Annotated in this window: 27 protein-coding genes and 1 pseudogene; 13 read left to right on the plus strand and 15 right to left on the minus strand. The window is 60.4% G+C overall.

Annotated elements, in window-relative coordinates; genetic code table 11:
• Positions 1–109 precede the first annotated feature (109 nt).
• Positions 110–1,315, minus strand: a complete 1,206-nt coding sequence (locus A0257_00670) for a hypothetical protein (GenBank protein ID AMR29571.1) — start codon at positions 1,313–1,315, stop codon at positions 110–112.
• 329 nt (positions 1,316–1,644) lie between these two features.
• Here A0257_00670 and A0257_00675 point away from each other — a divergent pair, with 329 nt between their 5' ends.
• The gene (locus A0257_00675; GenBank protein AMR25744.1) at positions 1,645–3,924 is read left to right on the plus strand and encodes an aconitate hydratase; all 2,280 of its coding nucleotides are present in this window, start codon (positions 1,645–1,647) and stop codon (positions 3,922–3,924) included.
• A gap of 73 nt (positions 3,925–3,997) precedes the next feature.
• On the plus strand, positions 3,998–4,534 hold the full coding sequence (locus A0257_00680) for a hypothetical protein (protein AMR25745.1): 537 nt from the start codon (positions 3,998–4,000) through the stop codon (positions 4,532–4,534).
• Here A0257_00680 and A0257_00685 read toward each other — a convergent pair.
• Positions 4,525–4,713: a hypothetical protein gene (locus tag A0257_00685; GenBank protein AMR25746.1), complete on the minus strand. Its 189-nt coding sequence runs from the start codon at positions 4,711–4,713 to the stop codon at positions 4,525–4,527. The two genes, A0257_00680 and A0257_00685, sit on opposite strands and share 10 nt — an antisense overlap.
• 290 nt (positions 4,714–5,003) lie before the next feature.
• On the opposite strand from A0257_00685, the gene A0257_00690 reads away from it, so the two are divergent.
• The 6 genes from A0257_00690 (at position 5,004) to A0257_00715 (ending at position 9,801) form a co-directional block, all read left to right on the plus strand.
• A complete protein-coding gene (locus A0257_00690; protein ID AMR25747.1) occupies positions 5,004–5,315 on the plus strand; it encodes a hypothetical protein in 312 nt (103 codons plus the stop codon).
• A gap of 70 nt (positions 5,316–5,385) precedes the next feature.
• The gene (locus tag A0257_00695; GenBank protein AMR25748.1) at positions 5,386–6,321 is read left to right on the plus strand and encodes a hypothetical protein; all 936 of its coding nucleotides are present in this window, start codon (positions 5,386–5,388) and stop codon (positions 6,319–6,321) included.
• A gap of 277 nt (positions 6,322–6,598) precedes the next feature.
• Positions 6,599–7,594, plus strand: coding sequence for an aldo/keto reductase (locus A0257_00700; protein ID AMR25749.1), 996 nt, complete (start codon positions 6,599–6,601; stop codon positions 7,592–7,594).
• A gap of 97 nt (positions 7,595–7,691) precedes the next feature.
• Positions 7,692–8,417, plus strand: coding sequence for a hypothetical protein (locus tag A0257_00705; GenBank protein AMR25750.1), 726 nt, complete (start codon positions 7,692–7,694; stop codon positions 8,415–8,417).
• Positions 8,418–8,749: 332 nt separating this feature from the next.
• Positions 8,750–9,010, plus strand: a complete 261-nt coding sequence (locus tag A0257_00710; GenBank protein ID AMR25751.1) for a hypothetical protein — start codon at positions 8,750–8,752, stop codon at positions 9,008–9,010.
• A 95-nt stretch (positions 9,011–9,105) separates the two neighbouring features.
• Complete coding sequence (locus tag A0257_00715) at positions 9,106–9,801, plus strand: hypothetical protein (protein AMR25752.1); 696 nt, start codon at positions 9,106–9,108, stop codon at positions 9,799–9,801.
• A 139-nt stretch (positions 9,802–9,940) separates the two neighbouring features.
• Here A0257_00715 and A0257_00720 read toward each other — a convergent pair whose 3' ends face one another.
• The 3 genes from A0257_00720 to A0257_00730 all read right to left on the minus strand — a co-directional run bounded on the left by A0257_00720 (position 9,941) and on the right by A0257_00730 (position 12,736).
• On the minus strand, positions 9,941–10,633 hold the full coding sequence (locus A0257_00720) for an NAD-dependent deacylase (GenBank protein AMR25753.1): 693 nt from the start codon (positions 10,631–10,633) through the stop codon (positions 9,941–9,943).
• 159 nt (positions 10,634–10,792) lie between these two features.
• On the minus strand, positions 10,793–11,641 hold the full coding sequence (locus A0257_00725) for a hypothetical protein (protein ID AMR25754.1): 849 nt from the start codon (positions 11,639–11,641) through the stop codon (positions 10,793–10,795).
• Positions 11,642–11,824: 183 nt separating this feature from the next.
• Positions 11,825–12,736, minus strand: coding sequence for a hypothetical protein (locus tag A0257_00730; protein AMR25755.1), 912 nt, complete (start codon positions 12,734–12,736; stop codon positions 11,825–11,827).
• A 75-nt stretch (positions 12,737–12,811) separates the two neighbouring features.
• Between A0257_00730 and A0257_00735 the strand changes: the two genes are divergently transcribed.
• The gene (locus tag A0257_00735; GenBank protein AMR25756.1) at positions 12,812–13,171 is read left to right on the plus strand and encodes a hypothetical protein; all 360 of its coding nucleotides are present in this window, start codon (positions 12,812–12,814) and stop codon (positions 13,169–13,171) included.
• A 200-nt stretch (positions 13,172–13,371) separates the two neighbouring features.
• On the opposite strand, the gene A0257_00740 is transcribed toward A0257_00735, so the two are convergent.
• From A0257_00740 to A0257_00770, 7 genes and pseudogenes are all read right to left on the minus strand, one after another.
• Positions 13,372–13,704: a tRNA-binding protein gene (locus A0257_00740; GenBank protein ID AMR25757.1), complete on the minus strand. Its 333-nt coding sequence runs from the start codon at positions 13,702–13,704 to the stop codon at positions 13,372–13,374.
• 20 nt (positions 13,705–13,724) lie between these two features.
• A complete protein-coding gene (locus A0257_00745) occupies positions 13,725–14,291 on the minus strand; it encodes a hypothetical protein (GenBank protein ID AMR25758.1) in 567 nt (188 codons plus the stop codon).
• A 347-nt stretch (positions 14,292–14,638) separates the two neighbouring features.
• Positions 14,639–15,949: pseudogene (locus A0257_00750) on the minus strand (MATE family efflux transporter).
• A gap of 196 nt (positions 15,950–16,145) precedes the next feature.
• Entirely contained in the window at positions 16,146–17,102 is a 957-nt protein-coding gene (locus tag A0257_00755; protein AMR25759.1) for a hypothetical protein, read from the minus strand.
• A 119-nt stretch (positions 17,103–17,221) separates the two neighbouring features.
• On the minus strand, positions 17,222–18,163 hold the full coding sequence (locus A0257_00760; GenBank protein ID AMR25760.1) for a tellurium resistance protein TerC: 942 nt from the start codon (positions 18,161–18,163) through the stop codon (positions 17,222–17,224).
• A gap of 87 nt (positions 18,164–18,250) precedes the next feature.
• A complete protein-coding gene (locus A0257_00765; protein ID AMR25761.1) occupies positions 18,251–19,033 on the minus strand; it encodes a dolichyl-phosphate beta-D-mannosyltransferase in 783 nt (260 codons plus the stop codon).
• Between the two features lie 91 nt (positions 19,034–19,124).
• On the minus strand, positions 19,125–20,480 hold the full coding sequence (locus tag A0257_00770; GenBank protein AMR25762.1) for a hypothetical protein: 1,356 nt from the start codon (positions 20,478–20,480) through the stop codon (positions 19,125–19,127).
• 85 nt (positions 20,481–20,565) lie between these two features.
• Here A0257_00770 and A0257_00775 point away from each other — a divergent pair, with 85 nt between their 5' ends.
• A complete protein-coding gene (locus A0257_00775; protein AMR25763.1) occupies positions 20,566–21,069 on the plus strand; it encodes a D,D-heptose 1,7-bisphosphate phosphatase in 504 nt (167 codons plus the stop codon).
• Between the two features lie 28 nt (positions 21,070–21,097).
• Here the strand turns inward: A0257_00775 and A0257_00780 are convergent, their stop codons facing one another.
• The 3 genes from A0257_00780 to A0257_00790 form a co-directional block, all read right to left on the minus strand.
• A complete protein-coding gene (locus A0257_00780) occupies positions 21,098–22,006 on the minus strand; it encodes an epimerase (GenBank protein ID AMR25764.1) in 909 nt (302 codons plus the stop codon).
• Positions 22,007–22,242: 236 nt separating this feature from the next.
• Entirely contained in the window at positions 22,243–22,926 is a 684-nt protein-coding gene (locus A0257_00785; GenBank protein ID AMR25765.1) for a GTP cyclohydrolase, read from the minus strand.
• Complete coding sequence (locus A0257_00790; GenBank protein ID AMR25766.1) at positions 22,916–23,329, minus strand: 6-pyruvoyl tetrahydrobiopterin synthase; 414 nt, start codon at positions 23,327–23,329, stop codon at positions 22,916–22,918. Before A0257_00790 ends, A0257_00785 begins: the two co-directional genes overlap by 11 nt.
• Positions 23,330–23,552: 223 nt before the next feature.
• Between A0257_00790 and A0257_00795 the strand changes: the two genes are divergently transcribed.
• The 3 genes from A0257_00795 to A0257_00805 all read left to right on the plus strand — a co-directional run bounded on the left by A0257_00795 (position 23,553) and on the right by A0257_00805 (position 25,884).
• Positions 23,553–24,260, plus strand: a complete 708-nt coding sequence (locus A0257_00795; protein AMR25767.1) for a hypothetical protein — start codon at positions 23,553–23,555, stop codon at positions 24,258–24,260.
• A 163-nt stretch (positions 24,261–24,423) separates the two neighbouring features.
• On the plus strand, positions 24,424–24,822 hold the full coding sequence (locus A0257_00800; GenBank protein AMR25768.1) for a hypothetical protein: 399 nt from the start codon (positions 24,424–24,426) through the stop codon (positions 24,820–24,822).
• A 135-nt stretch (positions 24,823–24,957) separates the two neighbouring features.
• Complete coding sequence (locus A0257_00805) at positions 24,958–25,884, plus strand: hydroxyacid dehydrogenase (GenBank protein AMR25769.1); 927 nt, start codon at positions 24,958–24,960, stop codon at positions 25,882–25,884.
• Positions 25,885–26,161: the final 277 nt, after the last annotated feature.

Here is a 26,161-nt window from a genome sequence, read left to right on the forward strand (position 1 = left end):
CTTGCGCGGCCCGGCTTGGCGCGGCAGTAAAAAAAGCGCCACCATCCGCTAGTCGGACAGTGGCGCTTAAAACGGGGGGGTAGGGTGAAGGTTTCGTAAGACGCGGCCGCTACTCCTTCAGCAGCTTGTCCACGGTGCGGTTGAAATGCGCCTTTTCCTCCTCGTAATACTTCCCCGTACCCGGCCCCGAAAAGCCCGTCCGAATGCTGCGTACCACGCCTTTTTTATCGAGGAAAATTGTGGTTGGGAAGCCTATGAAATTCGAGAGCTGCGGCAGCGACTTGGCCACCGAGTCTTTATCCGACACGCCGGCCACGGCCAGGTCGTAGCCGATATTAAAGCGCTCTTTCATCTTGCGCAGGCGCGGGGCGGCCTTGTTGTAGTCGGAGCTGCGCTCGTAGCCCAGGCCGATAATCTCGACGCCGCGCGCCTTATTCTGCTCGTACCAAGGCGCGAGGTAGGCAGTTTCGTCCATGCAGTTGGGGCACCACGAACCCAGGATTTGCAGCACCACTACCTTGCCCTTGTACTTGGGGTCGGTAGGGGAGATGCTGCTGCCCTGCACGATGCTCGGAAACTTGAAATTCAGCCGCGACTCGCCTTTTTTGAGGTAAGTAAGCGTGTCGGCATCGGGCAGCTTGGCCTTGGGGTCGAGGGTAGCGGTCCAGGTTTCGTGGCCACTTTTGCCAGAGTAATAATCGCCTTTAATTTTAGTGTAAACCTGGTCGTTTAGTGTGTCTGCTAAGCCCTGGTTGTTATCTGGTATGCCTGTAAATAGGAAAGCATGGCCGCCATCAAATGTACTCAGGTGCATCATTGCCCCGTCAACTTGGCCAGCCAGGTAGCGGTAATCCCCGGTAGTGGTTAAGAACGTGCCGGTTACGTCGCTGCCCGTTTGCTTAAAAATGCCAACTGCCGGATAAGACTTGCCGGTTGCGTCTTTAAACTCCGTTTTCCATGTTCCAACGAAAGATGAGCCTTTAGTACTAGTGCTTTGGAATAATGGCTGCCCTCCCGCAGTAGCCACCAGCGGCACTCGATACGGCGTCTTGCTATCATACTTCACCCACGCGCCTTTCAACTTGTCCTTGCCAGCGGCGCGCACCACCAGCGCCGCGTCAAAGACGTGCAGCTTAATGGTGGCCGAGTCGCCAGCCGCCGAAATCTCGTCGCAGCGCAGGCGCTCCTCGCCGTTCAGGCCCTTATTAATCAGGTATACCACGGGCTTGCCAGCTTCCGTTTTCACCTCAAATAGAAATGGAATCGTCTGGCCCTGCGCGGCCAGCTCGCCGCGCCAGGGGCCGGGCGTGAGCAGCGCCGCCGCCGAAGTAGCGCCCGCGCCTCCCTGCGCCGTATCGGTAGTAGTGGATTGGCAGCCAGCCAGCAGCGCCGCGCTCAAAAGAAGGGGGTAGGCTTTCATGAAATAGCAAAGTAGAAGCCTCAAAACTAGCGCCGCCCCCATTTAGTTATTCCCTCCCTCTGCGTCTCTTCTGCGTAAACCTCTGCGTCTTCTGCGGTAAAACCACCCGCATCAGCCTAGAACCATCCCTTATCTGGACCGGTTCTAAGTACACGCATAAGCTACCAACTTGCCTACCGTGCGCGTTACTTTTGCGCGTAAGCTAACAACCCACTCTCCCTCCTATGGCGTTTGACCTTGATATGATTCGGGCCGTGTACGCGGGCCTCGGCTCGCGCATTGAAGCGGCTCGCACGGCCGTTGGCCGCCCGCTCACGCTCACCGAAAAAATCCTCTACGCTCACCTCTACGGTGGCAAAATCGGCGAATCGTACCAGCGCGGCGTGAGCTACGTCGATTTCACCCCCGACCGCGTGGCCATGCAGGATGCCACTGCCCAGATGGCACTGCTCCAGTTCATGCAGGCCGGCAAGCCCACCGCCGCCGTGCCCAGCACCGTGCATTGTGACCACCTCATTCAGGCCCAAAACGGGGCCACCGAAGACCTGGCCCTGGCCAACGAGGAGAACCGCGAAGTCTATGATTTCCTGGCCTCGGTTTCGAATAAATACGGCATCGGCTTCTGGAAGCCCGGCGCGGGCATTATTCACCAGGTCGTGCTCGAAAACTACGCCTTCCCTGGCGGCATGATGATTGGCACCGACTCGCACACCCCCAACGCGGGCGGCCTGGGCATGATTGCCATCGGTGTAGGCGGCGCCGATGCCGTGGACGTGATGGCCGGTATGCCTTGGGAATTGAAATTCCCGAAGGTGATTGGCGTGAAGCTGACCGGCAAGATGAGCGGCTGGACTTCGGCCAAGGACGTGATTCTGAAAGTAGCTGGTATCCTGACCGTAAAGGGCGGCACCGGTGCCATTGTGGAATATTTCGGCGAAGGCGCGGAAAGCCTGAGCTGCACCGGCAAAGGCACCATCTGCAACATGGGCGCGGAAATTGGGGCTACGACCTCAGTATTTGCCTATGACAACAAAATGGGCGACTACCTGCGCAGCACCGAGCGCGCCGGCATCGCCGACCTAGCTCAGCAGCAGTGGGGCCACCTGCGCGCCGACGATGAGGTGTACGCCAACCCCGCCAACTTCTACGACCAGCTCATCGAAATCGACCTCAACACGCTGGAGCCCTACGTGAACGGCCCGTTCACGCCGGATGCCGCCTGGCCTATTTCGGAGTTTGCCGCCGCCGTAAAGGAGCACGGCTGGCCCGAAAAGCTGGAAGTGGGCCTCATCGGCTCATGCACCAACTCTTCGTACGAAGACATCACCCGCGCCGCCAGCATCGCCAAGCAAGCCGTTGATAAAGGCCTGCACGTAGCCGCCGAGTTCACCATCACGCCCGGCTCGGAACTGGTGCGCTACACGGTGGCCCGCGACGGCCTCCTCGACACGTTCGCCGAAATGGGGGGGGTAGTACTCGCCAACGCCTGCGGCCCGTGCATTGGCCAGTGGGCCCGCCACACCGACGACCCCAAGCGCCGTAACTCCATCATTACGAGCTTCAACCGCAACTTTGCCAAACGCAACGATGGCAACCCCAACACGCACGCCTTCGTGGCTTCGCCCGAAATCGTGACCGCCTTCGCCATCGCCGGTAACCTCATGTTCAACCCCCTCACCGACACGCTGCCCGGCCGAAACGGCAACGTGAAGTTTGACGAGCCCGTTGGTGTCGAGTTGCCCCCGGCTGGTTTTGCGGTAGAAGACGCTGGCTTCCAGGCTCCTGCCGCCGATGGCAGCCGCGTGCAGGTGCTGGTGGATAAGAACTCGGCCCGCCTGCAGCTGCTGGAGCCCTTCAAGCCCTGGGAAGGCACCGACCTCATCGGGTTGCGCGTGCTCATCAAGGCGCTCGGCAAATGCACCACCGACCACATCAGCATGGCCGGCCCGTGGCTGAAATTCCGGGGCCACTTGGACAATATTTCCAATAACATGCTTATTGGTGCCACCAACGCCTACACTGGCGCGACCAACGCCGTGAAAGCCAGCGGCATCCAGGGTGAGCCCTACGTGCCCGTGCCGCAGGCCGCCCGCGTGCTCAAGAGCCTGGGCATCGGCAGCATCGTCATTGGCGATGAGAACTACGGCGAAGGCAGCTCGCGCGAGCACGCCGCGATGGAGCCGCGCCACCTCGGCGTGCGCGCCGTGCTGGTGAAAAGCTTCGCCCGCATTCACGAAACCAACCTTAAGAAGCAGGGCATGCTAGGCCTCACCTTCGCTAACAAGAGCGACTACGACCTCATTGAGGAAGACGACCAAATCGACATCCTCGGCCTCACGAGCTTTGCCCCCGGCCAGCCGCTGCAAGTGCGCCTGCGCCACGCCGACGGCGACACCGACCTCATCACCGTCAACCACACCTACAACGAAGGCCAAATCGCCTGGTTCCGAGCTGGTTCGGCCCTGAATCTGATTAAGATGCAGGAGAGCGGGGTAGGCGCGTAAGCGACTGGTTTGCTGCGTAATTTAACGGCCGCCTCGGGAAACTGGGGCGGCTGTTTTTTGGTATATTTGGGGTATGAAATCTGCTAGTCTTTTGCTTACTGCCATTGAAATTGATAAACTGACTAATTCAATTGAAAATGCGGTAACGGGCAACGTTTTCGAAACAGATATATTGCCAGTGTCAGCTGTTGACTTGAAGATAATTACCAAAAAAAATGGCTGGCTCTTCGACTGGCGAAAAGAAGCCAGACAATTAACGCACAAAGTATTCAAGCTAACGATTGCTGGTAATCCTGCCATCGTACAAGGACTAGTGAGCCTGGAAGTAAAATCAGACCACCTCTATCTGCATCTAGTTGAAAGCGCTCCATTCAACCGAGGCAAGCAGAAGATATACATTGGAGTACCCGGCAATCTATTCGCGTTTGCTTGTAAATTGTCTTTCCAGCATGGGCACGAAGGGAACGTAGCATTTGTTTCTAAAACCCAGCTTATCACCCATTATTCCGAAAGCTTGGGTGCCATTCATTTTGGCGGGCACTTGATGATACTTGATACAGTAGCAGCCAGAAAGCTTATCGTCAGATACTTCAAAGATTTTCAGCCATGAACAAAGACCTGATTGAACTTGATGTGGACCTCATCGGCAGCCAAGACCCCGCTCTGCAACCCACAGCCGAAGAGTTTGCTGCCTTGAGCGCCTACCTGCGTGAGCGGCGTCTCCACAATGAAGCTATTGTAGAAGCCTTTCGCCAAGCTGAAGAAGCTGGGCGAGAATTTTTGTTGCAAGCGGCTGGGCAAGCCGCATAGGAAGTTACTTGCTACCTGTTACGAGAACGGCCGCCTCGGGAAACCGGGGCGGCCGTTTTTGCTTATAAAGAAATGTCAATGAAATACATTGTTCTACTCTTTTCTTTTTTTACCTTCGGCCCTGTCAAGGTCAGGATTATGCGCATTGGGACAAAAAATATCTTCCGAAAAGCTACCGGAAATTAATTGCGGAAGAAAACGCGTATTTAATTCAGGTAAAAAAGACTGAAAAGCCATCGCACGATTATTACAGATTCGATACCTATCGAATGCGTGGGAAGTTTATAGGTAAGGAACAACTTATTGACCCCGTTATAATGCAGTCGATGAAAATTGTATATTGGGCATTTCCTGGCAGTTTACCAAAGCCAGCACAGTTGGATGGATTGATAAAAAAAGAATTCCTTTTTAATGTGGAAGGGGTTGAGGTATGGATGCCAATTGAGAAAATGCTTGAGACGCATATGCGCCAAGAAGTTAAAGTAGGCGAGGATGTAACGCTTTATTGTTTGTTCTTGAACGACCACCGTCTGAATCATAAGCTTTATAATAACTTGATGATATCTGAATTTAGAAAATAGAGTTACTGCTGGCACGAGCTATGCTGCGCTAAATTCTTGCCAAGTAATAGCTGGTTTCTCCTGAAAATTAATGCACCTAATTACTCGCCCCGCCCTACCCCTCGCCGGATTCCTCATCACGCTACTCGGGGCCATCTTGTTCTCCACCAAAGCCATATTCGTTAAATTAGCTTTCGGCGCGACGCACACCGATGCGCTGACGCTGCTCACGCTGCGAATGGTATTTGCGCTGCCTTTTTATGCGACGGTGGCCGTTGTTGTTTCGACTAAAAGGACAAATGTGCGCCTGACGCGCCCGCAGTGGGTGCTGGTAATTTTATTGGGAATGCTGGGTTATTACGTAAGCAGCCTGCTCGATTTTATTGGGTTGCAATACGTGTCGGCGGGGCTGGAGCGGCTGCTGTTATTTCTGTATCCCAGCTTCGTGGTTTTTATTAATGCGATTGTTTTTAAGCAGCGCATTACGTCCATTCAAAAATGGGCGCTGCTGCTTACGTATCTCGGAATTGCTATTGCCTACGCGGGCGAATTGACGATTGACACGAGCCGGCAGGGGTTGTATTGGGGCAGCTTTTTGATATTTCTGTGCGCCATTACCTATTCGATGTACATAGCGGGCAGCGGGAAATTAATTCCGTTGGTTGGTGCCAATAAATTCACGGCCTACGCGATGCTGGCCGCTACGGCGGGCATTTTTGCGCATTTTGCCTTGGCCGGTAATAGTCAGCTTTTGGTGGCGGGGAAAGGCCTGTGGCGTTACGGGCTGCTCCTGGCCGTGTTTTCGACCGTGCTACCCTCCTTTTTGATATCGCAGGGGCTGAAACGAATTGGGTCGAATAACGTGGCTATTGTCAGCGGCATCGGGCCGATTTCGACGATTGCGCAGGCGCATTTCTTTTTGCGCGAGCCGATTTTTGCGGCCCAGATTGGCGGAACCGTTTTGGTGGTGTGCGGGGTGCTGCTACTGAGCTGGAAAAGGTCGGCCGTGGCGGTGGCAGCCGCTTGATGGCTTATGGCAGCTGTTTAGAAAGCCGTTAGAACGTCATTCCGAGCTTGCCGAGGAATCTCGCGTGTTTTGTTGTAACGATACCCAAGCGAGGCGAGCGAGATTCCTCGGCAAGCTCGGAATGACGTTCTAACGGCTTTTCCTACTTCCTAAAAATAGCTTCTGGTAGGAGTAGCTGGTGAAATTATTCCGTAAGCTGTTTTTCGCGGCTATTCGTGCAACCCGCAACGGTTTTTGGAGTTAGCAAAATAGCACACTTTGGCATTCCCTACCCCCCATGAATCACCGCGCTCTCGGCAAAACCGGCTTCTCCATCTCTGAAATCAGCCTCGGCACCTGGCAGGTGGGCGGCAAGTGGGGCGAGCCCTTCGACCCCGCTAACGCCGACCGAATTTTGAACGCCGCCGTGGACGCGGGCATCAATTTCATCGACACCGCCGACGTGTACGGTGATGGCGACGGCGAGAGCGAAAAGGCGGTGGGCCGCCTCGTGCGCAGCCGCTCCGGCGAACGCATCTACGTGGCCACCAAGTGCGGCCGGCGCTTGCAGCCGCACACCAATGAGGCCTACCAGCCAGCCGCCCTGCGCGGCTTCGTGGAAGACAGCCTGCGCAACATGCAGCTCGAAACCCTCGACCTGGTGCAGCTGCACTGCCCGCCCACCGACGTGTACTACCGCCCCGAGATTTTTGAGCTGTTTGACCGGCTCAAGGATGAAGGCAAAATCCTGAACCTGGGCGTGAGCGTGGAGAAGGTGGAAGAAGGCCTCAAGGCCATCGAATTCCCGAACGTGACCACGCTGCAAGTGATTTTCAACATATTCCGGCAGCGGCCGGCCGAGCTGCTGTTTAAGGAAGCCGCCCGGCGCGACGTGGGCCTGATTGTGCGGGTGCCGCTGGCCAGTGGCTTGCTCACGGGCAAGTTTTCGGCCCAAACCACCTTCGCGCCCGACGACCACCGCAACTTCAACCGCAACGGCGAGGCCTTTGACAAGGGCGAAACTTTCGCGGGCGTAGATTACAACACCGGCCTGGCAGCGGTGGAGGAGTTGAAAAAGCTGTTCCCTGGCCAGCCGCAGCTGGCCCCGCTGGCCCTGCGCTGGATACTGATGTTTCCGGAAGTAAGCTGCATCATTCCCGGTTCCTCCAAGCCTGAGCAGCTGCTTTCTAACCTGAAAACGGAAGAGCTGCTGCCCCTGACGCCGGAGCAGATGAGCGCCGTGCGCGACATCTACGACCGCCTGATTGGGCCGCAGGTGCAGCAGCGATGGTAGGCTAGGGGCTCGGGCGGCCCTACCCCCCGCCGCGCGGGCAAAACCGCCGCTGCCTATATTTGCCGGTCCCACTTTAGCCAGAGGTTACCCCATCCGCATGGATTTAAAAGAGCTTGAAAACGGCGTAAACCCCGACGTGCACTGGTATTACCAGAGCAAAAAACTGCCGCTGCTGCGCGCCGCGCAGCGGGCGCTGGCCGGCGGCAAGCCGCTGACCATCGTAGATATTGGCTCGGGCTCGGGCTTCTTCGCGCTGGAGCTGGAGAAGAAATACGGCGCGCAGATTGCCAAAGTTTACTTGGTCGATACGGGCTATTCGGAGGCAGAAATGGCCCCGACGCGCGGGGCCAAGGTGGAAAAAGTACACGCTATTCCGGCGCGCATCGAGAACGGCCTGGTAGTGCTGATGGACGTGCTGGAGCACCTCGAAAGCGACTTGCAGATGCTGCAAAGCGTGAAGGCGGCGTGCGTGGGCGACAATAATTCCTTCTTTATCACGGTGCCGGCGTTTCAGTCGCTCTGGAGCGGGCACGACGTGTTTCTGGGTCACTACCGGCGCTACCGGATTGTGATGCTGCGCGACGTGCTGCGGCAGGCCGGCTTCCGCAAAATCAATAACTACTACCTCTACGGGGCGCTTTTCCCGCTGGTGTGGTCGGTGCGCCAGCTTAGCAACCTGCGCAAAAAGGAGGCGGCTTCCAATATGCGACCGCTCAATGCGCTTGTTAATAAAATACTGCTGGCCCTCAACTCCTTGGAGATGAAAATCGCGTCGGCCAATAAATTCTTTGGTGTGACCTGCGTCGGCGAAGGCAAAATCTAAGTTGGGCTCTACCCCCCTTCGCCACGGCGGAGGGGGGTAGAGCCCAACTTAGCTCACAGCGTAGCGACCTGCGCGCCCCGCGCCCCGCGGGGTTTTTGCACGAGGTAGTAACTGCTGTTACGCAACGGGGAGTAGCGCGAACTTGGTAGTTCGCGTCCCCGCGCCGTTCTACTGGCTTTAACGGCGCGGGAACGCGAACTACCAAGTTCGCGCTACTCCCTGTTGCCATCTCGAATAAGGTAGTGCGTAACAGCAGGTAGTAATAGGCCAGAATGCCCAGGCCAATTCCGAAGGGGATGATAGCCAGGTGCTTGCTATCAGCAAGCGTGCCGATGCGCACGGTGTCGAAGCCAAAAAATTCGCTGAGCATCCAGTACGAGTTGGCCGAAATCCAGAAGACGATGGCTAGGTTGTGGGCCAGCTCCGACTTGAGGTGGCGCGTGCGCCAGGCAGTAATGAGCGCAATGCCCAGGGTAGGGGCTATCATCAAGATACCCAGGGTTTTCCAGACTATGCACCAGCTAATGTCCTTGACGAGCCAGAACAGGATGTGCGTATTTTCCATTTGCCGGTACTTGGCCGGAATGGCGTAAATTTCTTCAACTGGCTGGGCTAGGCGGGCGAAAGCGTGGAGGGCAGGTTACTTTTGGCAGATTCGCGTACTATTTCATAAAAGTACTTCCCGCTTATGTCGTCGCTTTTGCGCAAAACGTTGAAAATAACCGCCTGGTCGGTGGGCTCGGTAGTGGGCGCGGTGGCCGTGTACTACGGGGTAGCCCAAGTGTTGTCGCGCATTCCGGTGGCGGCCGAGGCTACCGCGGAAGCCGCTACTGTCCCGTTTTTTATCCGCTCCAACGGCGTGCATACCGACCTGGTGATGCCCGTCAAGAGCCAGTATATTGATTGGAGCCGCCAACTGCCTTTCGGCAACACGCAGGCCCACGACCCTACCTACGAATACGTGGGGGTAGGGTGGGGTGATAAAGGCTTTTATCTCGAAACGCCCACCTGGGCCGAGCTCAAGCCCAGCACGGCCGTGCGGGCGGGCTTCTGGCTGAGTAGCACGCTCATGCACGCCACCTTTTACCGCGCGGCCGACCTGGCGCCCGGCCCCGAGTGCGTGCCCCTGCACCTCACGCCCGCCCAGTATCACCGGCTGATTGCCTACGTTGAAAAGAGCTTTCAGCGCGATGCGGCCGGCAATTTCAACTGGGTGCCGGGCCACAGCTACGCCGACCACGATGCCTTTTACGAGGCCAACAGCCGCTACAGCATCCTCAATACCTGCAATACCTGGTCGAACCGCGGCCTGAAAGTCAGCGGTCAAAAAGCCAGCCTCTGGACGCCCTTCGACACGGGCATCTTGTATCAGTACGGGCGGTGAAAATTTGGAATGAGGCTGTTTAGAAATTAGTCAGCCCGTCATTCCGAGCTTGCCGAGGAATCTCGCTCGGGTCATTCGGGCCTCGTTCCACGACGCACGCAAGATTCCTCAGCAAGCTCGGAATGACGGGCTGACTTTCTTATTCTAAATTCCCGATTTCCTTCAGCACTTGCGGCACGCCGATGCCAGCGGGCTCGACCACATAATGCACGCCGCGCCGGCCGCTCACCTCGGGCTGGTGCGGGTCGATGACGTACACCGGGCAGTCGGCGGGGGCGTAGTGCAGCAGGCCGGCGGCCGGATACACTTGCAGCGACGTGCCCACCACGAGCAGCGCATCGGCGGCAGCCACTAGTTCGGCGGCTTCTTCGATGGCGGGCACCATCTCGCCAAACCACACGATGTGCGGGCGCAGCTGGCCGCCGTCGGCCGCGAGGTCGCCCACGGCAATGTCGCCGTCGCAGGCGTAGATGGTTTTTTCGTCTTTCACGGAGCGCATTTGGCGCAGCATGCCGTGCAGGTGCAGCACCTGCGCCGAGCCGGCGCGCTCGTGCAGGTCGTCCACGTTTTGGGTGATGATGCTCACCGTCCAGCCCGGCACTTCCTCGAAGCCGGCCAGGGCCAGGTGCGCGGCGTTGGGCGCTACCTCGCGGGCCTGGGCGCGGCGCTTGTTGTAAAAATCGAGCACCAGCGCTGGGTTGCGGGCAAAGGCCTCGGGCGTGGCCACGTCTTCGATGCGGTGCTCTTCCCAAAGCCCGTTGGTGTCGCGGAAAGTGCGGATACCGCTCTCGGCCGATACGCCGGCCCCGGTAAGTACTACTAAATGAGGCATGTTTTTGCTGATTATGGCGGAATATACGCTAAATAAAGAACGTCATTCCGAGCTTGCCGAGGAATCTCGCTCGCCTCGTGGAACGAAACCCGAACGGCGCGGGCGAGATTCCTCGGCAAGCTCGGAATGACCTTCTGCTAACTGCTTTTCAACTGCAGTTCATTCACTAGCCAGCGCGGCATAGCGCTGTTCGGCAAACGTGCGCAGGCGCTGGAAAGCCGCGTCCACTTCCTGCGCGTCCTCGCTAAGCAGGTTGCCATACACTACGCGGTCGGTGGCACGCAGGGCGCGGCGAACATCCTCATCATTGTCAAAATATTGAGTCAACTCTTTGGTAGTAAGCGAGCTGAGATTATTATTATCGAGACTAGACAAATAATTTTTCCACAATGCCACGGTGCGCTCGACCACCGAAGCCGAGCGCGAAAGCGTGAAGCGCTCGGCATTGCGGGCAAACTGCGCCAGGAAATACACGTGGTTTTTTCGGCGCTTGTAGCGGCCATAGCGCTGCCGCCAGCGCCGGCCGGAGAGGGCCCATGCGCCGCCGCCCAGCGCCAGCAGCCCCGCCAGCCCCGCCAGCCAGAAGGGATAGTTGAACGCCGCGGCCAGCGGCAGCCAGCGGTAGCCAGCATGCAGGGTAGGCGGGCTGGCTACCGCGTTGGGAGGGGGGGTAGGGGCCACGCGCCGCAGCCGCAGCTGCGCCATCGGTGGCAGCAGGCGCAGCGTGTCGTGGGGGCCGCGCAGCACCAGCACGGGCAGCTGCAACGCCTGCACCGGTGCCAGCGAAAACGTGCGCAGCTGATACACCACGCGGTCGAGGCTGCGGCCGTTTTCGGTGCGGGTGGGCAGCCAGCGCCGCCCAGCGTACTCAAACGGCCCGAAGGCCGCCAGCGAGTCGGGAAAAACGACTTCCTCGGCGGGGTCGTGGAGGTAGCTCAGCTCATAGCTCAGCGGCTGGCCCACCTCCACTACGGCGCGCGAAAAGCGCCCCACCGGCCCGGTGCCCACCGCCGCATGGGCCGGCCCTACCCCCCCGGTCAGCGCCCAAGTCAGATTAATTAAAAATGATAAGTTAAAAAATAGAAATTTGACAGTTTGATTTTTAACTTTTAACTCATCATTTTTAATTCCGTGCAGGCAATCCGGAGCTGCTTTAGTACGACAAGAATATAATAACTGTCTCATCGTCGCCTAGCCTTTGCGCTGCCGAAATAAACCCACTAGCTGGGGCACAAAATCCTCGTCGGTGCGCAGCGTGATGAGGCCCACGCGCTGGCGGCGGCACAGCGTGCGCAGCGCCTGCTGCCGCGCCTGCTGCTGGCCGGCGTGCTGCGCCCGAAAGGCGGGGGCCGAGGTATCGACCCAGCGCAGCAGGCCGGTTTCGGCGTCGCGCAGGGGCACGATGCCCAGCGCCGGAAAGTCGGCCTCCTGCGGGGCCAGCAGCTGCACCACCACCAGGTCGTGCTGCCGGGCCAGCATGGTCAGCTCGCGCTCGTAGTTGTCGTCGATAAAATCGGAGATGAGCACCACCAGCGTGCGCCGCCGTAACAAGCTAAGCACCTGCCGAATGCCCGCGCCTACCCCCGTGTGCGGCGACACCGGCACCAGCTCATACAGCCGCTGGAGCATGGCATAGGCCGCTCGCAGGCCCTTGGTGGGCGGCAGGTACAGTTCTTTTTGGTCCGAAAAAGCCAGCAGGCCGAGGGCGGCATCCTGGCGGGCGGCGCTCAGGGCCAGTACGCCGGCCAGGTCGCGGCCCAGGTCGAGCTTGCGCGGGGCGCTGGCCGCGCCGCCGCCCACACGCTGCGAGGCGCTTACGTCGAGGGCCACCAGCACCTGCTGCTCGCGCTCTTCCTTGTAGGTTTTCACGAACGTGCCGTGGCCCTTGCTGCTCACCGCCCAGTCGATGGCCCGCACCTCATCGCCGTATTGGTAGAGGCGCACGTCGTCAAATTCCAGCCCGTTGCCCCGAAAAACTGACCGAAAATTGCCTTGCAGCTGCGCCTCCACCGCCTGGCGCATCCTGATTTCGAGGTGGCGCAGGCGGCGCACCAGCGCCGTGAGGCTGGCGGGCAGGCGGGCAGAAGCGGTGGCGGGTGGCATGGCGGGCAGGAGGTAGGAAGGCGAAGCTACGGCGCGGGCGTATTTTTGGGGGTGAAATCGTCGTTGACTCAACTCGTGCTGGCGCTGGGCCTGCTGCTGGCAGCCGGCTGCGGCCGGCCCGAGCAGGTGCCTACCCCCGCCAACCTGCTGCCCAAGGAAAAAATGACGACTCTGCTCGTGCAAATCCATCTGCTCGAAGCCCGTGTCGAAACCAGCCGCCTGCCCCCCGACTCGGCGCGGGCGCTGTTTTTGAGCCAGCAGCGCGACCTGATGTGGCGCAACGGCGTGTCGCAAACCGACTCGCTGTTTGAGCGCAGCTACCGCTACTACGCCTCGCACGGCAAGGACCTGGACGAGATTTATGCGGGCGTTATCGACTCTTTATCGCAGCGCGAGAAGAAAATGGGGGTCAAGCCCACGCCCCAGCATCATTAGGAAGGTTTATGAGCTATTATACCTGAATGTATGGTCGCTTAGAAAGTAAAAAAAGTCGCCAGAACGTCCTTCCGAGCTTGCCGAGAAATCTCGCCCGCGTCGCTGAACGAAGCCCAAACGAGGCGAGCGGGATTCCTTGGCAAGCTCGGAAGGACGTTCTAATAACCCCCTGACTCAAAAACCGCAGCGTCCGCCCGCGCCTAATGCACCCGGCTGCCGTTGGGCACAGGCACGGCCACGGCCAGCAGCACCGGGTGGCCGTCGGCATCGGGCGCGCCCAGCACCAGCACTTCGGACCGGAAGGGGCCAATTTGCTTGGGCGGAAAATTGACCACGGCCAGCACCTGCCGGCCCAGCAGCGTAGTCGGTGTGTAGTGGTGCGTGAGCTGCGCGCTCGACTTTTTGAGGCCGATTACCGGTCCGAAATCCAGCACCAGCTGATAAGCCGGGCGGCGCGCTTCAGCAAACTCGCGGGCCTCCACGATGGTGCCGACCCGCAGGTCTGTTTGCTCAAAATCAGCCCAGGAAATCATGCGGCAAGGGGGGTAGGGAATCAGGCGTCTTTCTCGGCAAATTCGGCTAAATCCAGCAATTGCTGGCGCACCTGGGCTTCCCACTGGGCTTGGCGCGCGTGCTCCAGGCCGTGCCGGGTTTCGAGGTCGTAGTCGTCTTCGGCCTTTTGCCAGGCGGCGTAGGAAGCCTGGCTCACGCGGTCGAAACGGTCGCCCAACTTGCTGCACGACAGGCGCATGGTGGCCAGCTGCTGGCGCAGGCGGCGCGCATACACCTCGGCAATATCGAAGTGCAGCTGCTCGTGGCGCAGCAGCGCGGGCGTCATGGCGGCCGGGTCGCGCACCCACGACGCCGTGGGGGAAAAGCTGGCCTGTGCGGTGCCCGTAAACACGTCGCCCCGGCAAATAGCACCAGTGTTAATGTTGGCCGACGTGAGTGCCGCGTGAGTCTGGCCCGGCCGGGGCCGACCCTTGAAATCACTCACCTTAAGCGGCCGGCTGGCCGACCACCGAATGAACCCGGCGGGCAGCTGCACGGTGGCCTGCGCGGCGGCCGGCCGCGCCGCCAGCAGCCCCAGCGTCAGGCAGCAACTGAGAAGAATACGCATGAAAAAAGCGGTTACGGATGCGGAAGAGGGGGTAGGGCGGGAATTAATAAAGCCGTCTGTCATTGCGAGCGAAGCGCGGCAATCGCACCAGAACGGTGGATGAACGACTGGCGTGGATGTTGTGCTGGTGCGATTGCCGCGCTTCGCTCGCAATGACAAACGTCTTTTGCGTAAGCCCTATTAATACATCAATTTTAATTCATCCCTACCTCCTTCGCAACGGCCAAGCCGGCCGGGCAAGTTCCGCGCGGCTAGCCGGCCGGCTGGCCCATTACCACGGTTTCTTCCGCATCGACCAGCGCCTCACCCGGCTGGCGGGGGCCGGCGGCCGGCTGCCCCGGCGCCGTGCGGCGGCGGAAGCGCAACAGCAGCACCACGGCCACGATGCTGAGGCCCGTGAGCAGGCCCAGCCACACGCCCGGCGCGCCCAGCTTCAGGCCGAAACCCAGGCCGTAGCCGAGGGGTAGGGCAATGGCCCAGTAGGCCAGCAGCGCCACCACCGAGGGCACCTTTACGTCTTCGAGGCCGCGCAGCGCGCCCAGGCCCACCACCTGCAGGCCATCCGACACCTGGAAGGCGGCCGCGATGGCCAGCAGCGTGGCCGCCTGCGCCACCACGGCCGGGTCGGTGTTGTAGAAAGTCGGAATGACGTGGCGCAGCCCAATCAGCAGCAAGCCCATCGCGCTCATAAAGCCGAAGGCCAGCCAGTAGGCCGCGAAGCCCGCCTGCCGCGCGCCCGCCAGGTCGCCGCTGCCGCGCAGGTTGCCTACCCGAATGGTGGCCGCCGCCGCAATGCCCGTGGCCGCCATGTACGTGACGGACGCCACGTTAATAGCAATCTGGTGGGCCGCCTGGGGCGTCACGCCAATCCAGCCAATCATTAAATATGACATGCTGAACGCGCCCACTTCCAGCATCATCTGCACGCCGATGGGGAGGCCCAGGGCCAGCTGCCCGCGCAGCTCGGCCAGGCCCGGCCGCAGCCAGGCCGACGCCTGGGCGGGCCGGCGCGCACGCAGCTTCTCGGCGCGCAGCACGAACTGCGCCATCAGCAGGGCCATGCCCAGGCGCGAAATCAGGGTGGCCCAGGCCGAGCCCATCAGCCCCATTTTGGGCGCGCCGAAGTGCCCGAAAATCAGCGCGTAGCACAGCAGCGCGTTCAGCACGTTGGCCACGATGGAAAGCTGCATGGCCTGGCGCGTCAGCCCCAGCCCCTCGGCCCACTCCCGAAACCCCTGAAACACCATTAGCGGCAGCAGCGACAGGCCCACCACGCGCACCCAGGGCGTAGCCTGCGTCACTACCGCGGTGGCCTGCCCCAGGTAGGGTAGGACCAGCGGCAGCAGCTGGCTGAGGCCCGCCAGCAGCACGCCCACCAGCGTATTCAGCCACACCGTGCCCACCAGCAGGCGGCCCAGCGCGGCGTGGTCCCCGCGCCCGTTGGCCGCCGCCACGCGCGGCACCGCTCCCATGCTGATGCCCAGGCCCAGCACCAGCAGCAGCGACGTCGTGCTCACGCCCATGCCCACCGCGTCGAGCGGCAGCTTGCCCAAATGCCCCACCAGCACCGAGTCGGTGACGCCCACCAACACGTGGCCGAGCTGGCTCAGTACCACGGGGTAGGCCAGGAGAATAGTAGGGCGAAGGTGGGATTTCACTTGGTAAGGGGGTAGGCTAACTTGTCATTGCGAACAGCGCGTTTGTCATTGCGAGCGCAGCGCGGCAATCGCACCTGCACGATGAACGACCGACCGGCGCGGATGTCGTTCTGGGGCGATTGCCGCGCTTCGCTCGCAATGACAAACGCGCTGTTCGCAATTACTGGCGAGGGTAATTCACCCCAAAATTACATCCCTACCTCGCCACCGCCAGCACCACGTCGGCAAAGTCGCCGGCCTCATCCTGAAATACCTCGACCACCCGCAGGCCCGCTCCGGCCGCCAATCCGGCTATCTGGGGTAGGGTAAACTTATAAGAGCTTTCGGTGTGAATAGCCTCCCAGGCGGCAATTTCGAAGGTCTGACCGGCCAGCGCGGCCACCCGCACCGTTTGGGCGCGGCGGCTCACCAGCCACGAGCGCATGGCCCCGGTGCTGGGGTCGTAGTCGGGGAAATGCTGCCAGGCATCGAGCTGAAAATCAGCCCCGGCCTCGGCATTGAGCCGGCGCAGCAGGTTGAAATTAAACTCGGCCGTGACGCCCTGCGCGTCGTCATACGCCGCCCGGATGCGGCGCGGGTCCTTGCGCAGGTCGAAGCCCACCAGCAGGCGGTCGGCCGCCGTGAGTGGCTGGACCAGCTCACGCAGAAAAACCACCTGCTCGGCCGGCGTGAAGTTGCCGATGTTCGAGCCCAGAAACAGCACCGCTTTGGCCCCCGGCCGGGTGGCCAGCGTGGTGAGCGCCGCGCCGTATTCGGCGGCCAGCGGCTCGGTGGGCAGGGTAGGCAGCTCGCGGCGCAACGTGGCCGCCAGCTCGTCGAGGGCCGAGGGCGAAATATCGACCGGCACGTAGGAGAGTGCCACTGGCTGGGCTTGCAGCTCACGCAGCAAGAGCTTGGTTTTCAGGCCGTCGCCAGCGCCCAACTCCACCACGGCCAGCGGCTGGCCAGCACCTGCGCCCGCCGCCAGCGCCCGCCCAATGGCCGCGCCCTGTGCCTGAAAAATAGCCAGCTCGGTGCGGGTGGGGTAATACTCGGGCAGCCCCATTATCTGCTGAAACAGTCGGCTGCCCGTCGCATCATAAAAGTATTTGGACGACAGCGTTTTCGGCGTTTGGCTAAAACCCTGGGCCAGGTGTTCGGCAAGGTGGTTCAAGGAAATGGGTACTTGGTAATGGGTAATAAGTAGTGGGTACTGGGTGCTGGGTAAGCAGGGGTAGAGAAGGAAGTACTAGGAGCACGCGATAAAAGCGCTTACTCATTGCCTATTACCCATTACTCGTTGTTTTTAGGCCACAGCAGCGACGCCCCCACGGAGCCCAACAGCAACAGCCCCACTATGCCCAGCGAAACCGGCATGGGTAGCTCCAGGTTAAAGCGTTCGCGCAAAATATCTTCGACCAACAGCTTACCCCCAATGAAAATCAGGATGAAAGCCAGCCCATAGTTGAGGTAATGAAACAGCCGCATGAGGCTGGCTAGGGCGAAATACAGCGCCCGCAGCCCCAGTAGCGCAAACACGTTGGAGGTATAAACCACGAACGTGTCGCGCGAAATGGCCAGGATGGCCGGAATGGAATCGGCCGCGAAAACCACGTCGGTCGTCTCAATCATCACCAGCACCACCAGCAGGGGGGTAGCAAACCGCACGCCCGCGCGCCGCGTGAAAAACTTGCCTCCATCGAGCTGCCGCGTAATGGGCAGGTGCCGGCTCAAAAACCGCACGATGGGGTTGTTGTTGGGGTCAATCTCGGGGTCGGCACCGCCGCTGAAGGCCATGCGCCCGCCCGTATACATCAGAAAAATCCCCAGAATGTAGAGCAAAAAGTGAAACTTGGCCAGCAGCGCCGCGCCCGCCACAATGAAGATGCCGCGCAGCAGCAGCGCCCCCAGCACGCCCCAGAACAAAATGCGGTGCTGATACTCGGCCGGCACCTTAAAGTAGGTGAAAATGAGGAGGAACACGAACAGGTTGTCCACGCTCAGCGCCTTCTCGATGAGGTAGCCCGTCAGCCATTGCAGGCCCGCCTCGTGGCCCATCGTGCGGTACACGAAAAAGTTGAACGTCAGCGAAAGCGTTATCCAGAATGCGCTCCAGCCCAACGCCTCGCCCAGCTTCACGGCGTGGGTCCGGCGATTAAGAACCAGCAAATCGAGCAATAAAAGCCCGACTACCAGCAGGTTAAATAAAAGCCAAAATAGAGGAGTGTTTTCCATCCGGTAGCGTTGTGCTTACCCGATACGCAAAAACAGGGGGGTAGGGTAGGCGCGTGTGCGGTAAGCTTTAGCTTGCCGCACACGCGCCTACCCTACGCTGATGCTGGGCTGCCCTTGCGGCGCGTCACTAGTGCGGCGCGGCGGGTGAATCCAGCTGCTCAGCTTCATTTGCACCACCCCAAACAGCGCCTCTTTAAAGATGCCTTTCGACATTTTTGACTGGCCGCGGGTGCGGTCGGTGAAGATGATGGGCACTTCTTTGATGCGAAAGCCCAGGCAATAGGCCAGCCATTTCATCTCAATCTGGAAGGCGTAGCCCACGAAGTGAATCCTGCTCAGGTCGATGGCTCGCAGCACCCGCGCCGAGTAGCACTTGAAGCCCGCCGTGGCATCGTGAATGGGCATTCCGGTGACGAAACGCACGTATTTCGAGGCGAAATACGACATCAGCACCCGGTTCATGGGCCAGTTCACCACGTTCACGCCGTCGCTGTAGCGCGAGCCGATGGCCAGGTCGTAGCCCTGCACGGCGCAGGCTTCGCGCAGGCGCAGCAGGTCCTGCGGGTTGTGCGAAAAGTCGGCGTCCATCTCAAACACGTACTCATAGCCCCGCGCCAGCGCCCAACGAAAGCCAAAAATGTAGGCCGTGCCCAGGCCCTGCTTGCCCGCGCGCTCTTCCAAAAACAGCCGGCCCGCGAACTCCGCCAAAAGCCCGCGCACTACCGCGCCCGTCCCATCGGGCGAGCCATCGTCAATGACCAGGACGTGAAAATCCTTCGGCAGCGCCAATACGGCCCGCAGAATAAGCTCCACATTTTCCCGCTCGTTGTACGTCGGAATCAAGACCAGTCCGGCGGCCATTGTACTCATAGCTCACAAAGATACGGAGGGTAAGGATTGGGTTGCGCGGCGAGCGAATTTTGCATGAAGAAGGAAGAATCGGCTGCCAGGATAAAATCTTTCACTCCTCCTTCCTTACTGCCAGCTCTCCCGCCAGTCGGCGCGCGTATTTCACGCAGTCGGGAACGCTTACGCCGGCCTGCCAGTTGGCCACCGCCACAATGCCCTGGGCCGCCAGCGGGGCCACCGCCGCCCGCGCCGCCGCCAGGTGCTGGTCAAATTGTGGAATGCTGCGCGGCCAGTAGTAGCGACCCTGCCAGCGCGGCGCGCCCGCAATGCCGTAGAACTGGCCGAGTTCCTGATGCACCGCCGCCAGCTGCGCGGCTTCGGGCTCCTCGGCCTGCCGCGCAAACTGCGTGCCGCCCACAAAGCTGGTAAACAGCACCTGCCCGGCCGGCACGCGGTCCGGAAACAGCGAGCTGGTCCAGACAGCGCCCGCCGAATACGTGCCCTCCACCCGCGGGTTCAGGGCGCCGAAACCAACCAGCGGGTGCGCCACGGCCGCGCGGTCGTAGGCCGAATACACGAGCGTCATGGGGGGGTAGCGCACGGCCGCCAGCGCCGCCGCGGCCGCCGCGAAGTGCGGTGCCAGCAGCTCGGCCGCCGCGTAGGCGGGTAGGGCCAGCGCCAGGTGCGAATACGTGGTGCCAGCTGCTTGAGGCTCGGTGCTAGGGGAGGGGGTAGGGCTACTTGTTAACTGATACTTATTGACTGCCAACTGCTTAATAGCCGTCACCGCCTGGCCAGAATGGTAGCTCGTGAGCCGGGCCGCCAGCGCGTCGGTGAGCGCCTGCACGCCGCCGCGCAGCGTGATGGTGCGGCGGCGGGCGGTTTTGGGGCCTTTGGCGAGGCCGCGCAGCAGCGAGCCGTATTGCGTTTCCAGCGCCGCCAGCTGCGGAAACGTGAGCGAGAGCAGCAGCTCGGCCGGGTCGCCGGCATAAATACCCGCCACAAACGGATTGACGGCGTACTGCACCACCTCCTGGCCAAAGTGCCGGCCAAAGAACGCGGCCACCGTTTCGCCTGGCACGGGGGGGGTAGGGCGGCGCAGCAGCTCGCTCAGGAACCCCAATTTGGTGCGCCAGCTAAAAAAGCTGCTGGCTAGCAGCGCGGGCGGCGAGGCCGGCAGCGCTCGGTACGCGCCGCCGCGCAGCACGTAGCGGTGCTGGCTCACCAGGGCCGCTTCCTGCACGTGGTCCTGCAGGCCCAGCTCGGTCAGCAGCTCATCCAGCTCGGGGCTTAGCAGCAAGGAGTTAGGCCCGGCTTCGAGCTGGTAGCCGGCGGGGGGGTAGGGCGACAGCAGGTTGCCGCCCGGCCGGTCGCTGGCCTCAAACAGGTCGTAGGCCACGCCCGCTTTTTGCAGGTAATAAGCCAGCGTGAGCCCCGTGAGGCCGCCGCCGATGATGGCAATGCGCATAGTGTTTGTCGCTGTTTAACGATAGCCATTAGCTGATAGCTTTGTTGAATACTTGGCCGGAAAGCTAACGGTTATCAGCTAAAAGATGAATAAAGCAATTTTTCTGGACCGCGATGGTGTGCTCAACCAAGAGCTGGGCGACTACGTGTGGACGCCCGAGCGCTTCCGCATTTGCCCCGGCGTGCCCGCGAGCATCGCCCGCCTCAAAGCCGCCGGCTACTACCTCGTGGTCGTCACCAACCAGGCTGGCATCGCCAAAGGCCTCTACACGCGAGCCGAGGTGCTGGCCTGCCACGCCATTTTGCAGCAAGCCTGTGGCCACCAGCTCGATGCGCTCTATTTTTCTGCCAATCACCCGTCCGTCAGCGAGTCCATCTTTCGCAAGCCCGATTCTGGGATGCTCGAAAAGGCCGTCGCCCGCTTTCACCTCGACCCGGCCCAGTGCTGGCTCGTCGGCGACCGCGCCCGCGACCTCGAAGCCGGGGCGCGGCTCGGGGTGCGTGGCATCCTGGTGGGCCACGCCGAGCCGGTGGCCTACCAGCCGCGCGTAGCCGATTTGCGCGCCGCTACGGACTTGATTTTGGGGTAGCGCGAACGCTGCGAGTCCGCGCTACTACTCATTTATAAAATGACTCCAGCGCCGCCAACAGCTGCGGGTATTCATAAGTAAAGCCTTGGCTGAGCACTTTATCGGCGCTCACGCGCTGCGAGCCCAGCACGATTTCGCTCATCTCGCCCATCGCCAGCTTCAGGCCAAAAGCCGGCACTTTGGGCAGCAGCAGCGGGCGATGCATCACCTGGGCCAACGTTTCGGTAAATTCCTGATTGGTAACTGGATACGGGGCCACGGCATTGTACTCGCCCTGCCACAGCGGGTCTTCCAGCATCCGCATCATCAGGCGGCACAGGTCGTCCACGTGAATCCAGCTCATATACTGCCGGCCCGAGCCCAGCGGCGCGCCCGCGCCGTAGCGCACGGTTTTGGCAATCGGCACCAGCGCGCCGCCCTCGGGACTGAGCACGATGCCGATGCGCGGCAACACCACGCGTGGCCCCAGCTCGCTGATGCGGCGCGCCGCAGCTTCCCACTGCACCACCACATCGGCCAGGAAGTCGTCGCCGGGCGCGGCAATGGGCGAGTCTTCGTATAAAATTTCATCGCCCCGGTCGCCATAAATGCCAATCGCTGAGGCCGATAGTAGCATTTGCACGTGGTGGCCGGGCTTGGCCAGCTCCTGGTGCAGGAGCTCCAGCCCATCGAGGCGCGAGCGGATAATTTCGTGCTTGCGCTCGGGCGTCCACTTGCCATCGGCCACGCTGCTACCCGCCAAGTTCACGATAGCGTCGGCGTAGGGCACGGCGGCCGGGTCGATGGTGCCGGCCTGCGGGTCCCAGCCAAATAACCGGAAGTGGCTGGTTTTCTGTGGTTCGCGCGTGAGCAGCGCTACTTCATGCCCGCCGTCGAGCAGCAGCTCGGCCAGTCGCTGCCCAATCATGCCCGTGCCGCCCGTGATAAGAATTTTCATTTTATAGTGACTAATGACTAACTGATGTTACGCAGCGGGGAGTAGCGTGAGCTTTGTAGTTCGCGTCCCCGCGCTGTTAGAATGGTTTTAACGGCGCGGGGACGCGCACTACAACGTGCGCGCTACTCCCCGCTGCCATCTCAAATAAGGTAATGTGTGACAGCAATGACGTGCGCCTAATTAAATGACGGACAGCTCTTTACCTGAATAAGTCCTTAGCCACTAGTCGTTAGTCATTACTTGCCTATCTGTCGCAAAAAATCATTGCGCAACGTGCTATCTTCCAAAAACTTGCCGCCATATTCGCTGGTGATAGTCGAGCTGCTGGTGTCGTTCACGCCGCGGCTCATCACGCAGAGGTGGTCGGCCTCGATGAGCACGGCCACGTCATCGGTGCCCAGGCTTTGGCGCAGGTGCTCGGCAACCTGGCGCGTCAGGCGCTCCTGCACCTGCGGGCGGCGGGCGTAGTACTGCACCACGCGGTTGAGCTTGCTAAGGCCAACTACGTGCTTGCCAGGCAAGTAGGCTACGTGCGCCTTGCCCACAATGGGCACGAAATGGTGCTCGCAGCACGAAAAAACCGTAATATCCCGCTCCACCAGCAGCTGCTGGTATTCGTAGCGGTTCTCAAACAGCCGCACTTCGGGCCGCTGCGCGGGGTCGAGGCCGTTAAACCACTCTTGCACAAACATTTTGGCCACCCGCTTGGGCGTGCCGGCCAGGCTGTCGTCGGTCAGGTCGAGGCCCAGCTCCTCCATAATGGCGCGAAAATGCCCAGCAATGGCCGTTATTTTCTGGTCGTTGCTCTGGTCAAAGGCGTCGGGGCGCATTGGCGTGCGCAGGCCCAGGGGCAAATGGTGGTCCGGGTGCTCGGCCACCGGCACGGGGCGGGCGGCGGGCACGGCAAGGTTATTCTCCATAATATTCGACAAAATTACGGTCGGTTTCGTGCAGCGTCACGGCCAGCGTCAGGCGGGGGGGTAGGGCCGCCCGCAGCCGCCGCCAGATAACGACGGCGATGTTCTCGGCCGTGGGGTTCAGGGCCCGAAAATCCTCAGTATCGAGGTTGAGGTTGCGGTGGTCGAAGTGGTTGAGCACCTGCTCTTTAATGATAGTGCTCAGTTCCTTGAGGTCGAAGACGTAGCCCGTGTCGGGGTCTATCTCGCCGGTCAGGCGCACCGTCAGGTTGTAGTTGTGGCCGTGGTAGTTGGGGTTGTTGCACTTGCCAAATACTTCCTGGTTGCGCGCCTCGCTCCAGGCCGGGTTGTGCAGGCGGTGGGCGGCGTTAAAGTGTTCGGAACGGCAAATAGTAAGCTGAGACATAGGGATTGCAACCGCCTAAAGCAGGTTTTGTTGAAGCTCTTTGAAAGGGGGTAAGGTATAGGACTTAAATAAGAAAAAATAAACTGTTGAAAAATTTTGCTTTTATGCCTTTGGTATTGAAATAAGCTGCTTAAATTTGGGCGTCCAGAGAATAAAGGCGGTAGCGATTCTTTGTATTTTTCCTTGTTTTAACTTCCTTTTAACTACTTCTTTATTTTACCCGATGAAACGAAACCCGCTACTATTATTCTTCTTTCTGCTGGGTGCCCTGCACGTATCAGCGCAGCGCTCGCCCGTTGACGAAGCCGACCAGAACATCAACAACATTCCCCGCAAAGGCCAGCGCGTGAGTATGCAGCTGGACAACAAGCGCGTGGAAACGTCCTGGATTAAACAGCTCAACGACCAGTTTCCGGGCAAGGTTAAGAACAACAAGGGCACTATTACGATGGATGGGGTAACGATTCCGGACATTTCGCCCACGCCCGTCCGCGTCATCAGCCGCGTGGAGGCGCTGCCTACAGGCACCGGCGTGTGGTGGAGCATCGACCTGGGCAACGCCTACCTTGGCCAAGCTTCGACGCCCACGCAGTGGAAAGCCGGCGAGAAATACCTGAAGGATTTTGCCCGCGCCATGTACCGCGAAGACTTGGTGGCCCAGATTACGGATGCCGAAAAGGCGCTGGTGACCTCGCAAAACAGCCACATGGCCGTGATTGCTAAGTCGGACGCCGTGAAGAAGGAAATCGAAAAGAATAAGGCCCGTAAGATGGAAATTCAGCAGCAGCTGGCGGCCAACGCGGCTGAGTTGCAGCAGCTTAACAATCAGGTTGATACTAACCTGAAAGAGCAGGAGGCCGCCCGCGCCGACATCGTGAACCAGCGCGTGGCCCTGGAGGCCGTGAAAGACCGCATGGGCAAGATTGAGTAGAGGTAAGAGGTAAGAATTAGGGACGGCACGTGTCTTTCCCAATTCTTAACTCTTAATTTTTAACTCTTAACTCCAAAAAAGGCCAACCCGCGCGCCCCGGCTTGCGTTTGGGAGACGGACAGGCTGGCGATAGCCTGCCTACCCACCCCTCTTACCCAGACCAATGGAAAAGACCGAAGTTCAACACCAGGTGCACCTGGAAGGCGCGATTAAACTGCTGACGGGCGACCTGCAAGAAGAAGCCAGCCGCGCCGGTACCGATAACCACCTGCAGCGCTGGATTGAAGACCTGAAAGCAGCCAACAACCCCGAGTTTCACAAGCTGGTAATGGACCTGCAAGACCTGAAGGCCCTGCTGCACGGCGGCACCTACGATGGCAGCCAGGTAGGCAGCCTGCTGCACCGCTTGGGCAACGAAACGGCCCGCACCGCGCAATTTGCCGATGGCAACACGCGCACCCACGTCGAGAAGCTGGGCGCGGCCCTGATGGCGGCCGCCGGCCAGCTGCAAGGCTCGGGTACCACCCCCGAGCAGGACTTAAAAAACGATAACAAAAGTTAGAATCGTAACGCGTAAGCGAGTCTCTATCTCAGTGCAAGGGGTAGCGTTCCACTCTGCGGAGGGGGGCGCTACCCCTTCTGGCATTAAGGCGCGTATAGCAGGCTTCATTCTGGCCCGCCCGGCGGGCATCTGCCGATGCGCTTATTCGTGTACAGCCCCTTGCCCGCCGACGTGCGGGCCCACCTTCACCAGGTATTGCCCGCGGCTACGATAACGCACGCGGCCGACCAGCCGCCTGGCTTCTCGGCTGATTTGCAGCGGGCTACGGTGCTCTTCGGCAACCCGCCGCGCGAGTGGTTGGAGCAGGCGCTACCCCACCTGCAATTGTGGCAGCTCGACTCGGCTGGTTTCGACCGCTATCAGGGCCTAGCGGTGGCGGCACCGGTGGCCAACATGGGCGACTATTTTGCCTGGCCCTGCGCCGAAACGATGGTGGCGGGCCTGCTGGCGCTGCACCGGGCGCTGCCCAAGCTGGTGCGCCTGCAGGCTAAGCAGCGCTGGGTAGGAGCGCCCATTCGGGGCCGCATGGGGCTGCTGCGCAGCAAGCGGGTCATCATTTTGGGGGCGGGCACCATTGGGCAGGCGGTGCGGCAGCAGCTCAGCGGCTTTGGCTGCGCGGTGCGGCTGCTGGCGCGCACCGACCCGCAGGCCCAGCTGCACTCGCGGGCGGCGCTGGCGGCGGCGTTGCCTACCACTGATATCGTGGTCAATTGCCTGCCGGGCACTGCCCAAAACTTCTTTTCGGCCGACCTCATCGCGGCCCTACCCCCCCACAGTATCTACGCCAGCGTGGGGCGCGGCAACACCACCGACGAGCCAGCCCTGGTTGCGGCGTTGCAAGCTGGCCGCCTCGGCGGGGCCGTGCTCGACGTAACGGCCACCGAGCCCCTACCCCCCGGCCACCCGCTGTGGGCGCTGCCCAACGTGCTGTTGACCCAGCACACCGGCGGCGGCCAGCCCGACGAGGCCGCCGGCAAAGTAGCCCAGCTCCTGCGCAACCTGCACCGCCTACAAGCCGGCCAGCCCCTGGAAAACCAGGTGGAGCTAAAGCGCGGGTATTAGCGCGCATTTCACAGCAATGGCTGTGTTTAAAGGGAGTTAAAAGTGAAGAGTTTAGGACTTACGCAAAAGCCGTTTGTCATTGCGAGCAAAGCGAAGCAATTGCACCCGAACGAAATCGTTTGGGCATCGTTCGGGTGCGATTGCCGCGCTTTGCTCACAATGACAAACATCTTTTGCGTAAGACTTAGAGTTAAAACCCTTTCAGCCTGTATTTTAACTCTTCACTTTTGACTAAGTGCGCCCGCGTGGAAACCGCTCCAACCGAAAAATAGCGAAA

Origin of the sequence: Hymenobacter psoromatis (assembly GCA_001596155.1) — a bacterium.
Taxonomy (GTDB): domain Bacteria; phylum Bacteroidota; class Bacteroidia; order Cytophagales; family Hymenobacteraceae; genus Hymenobacter.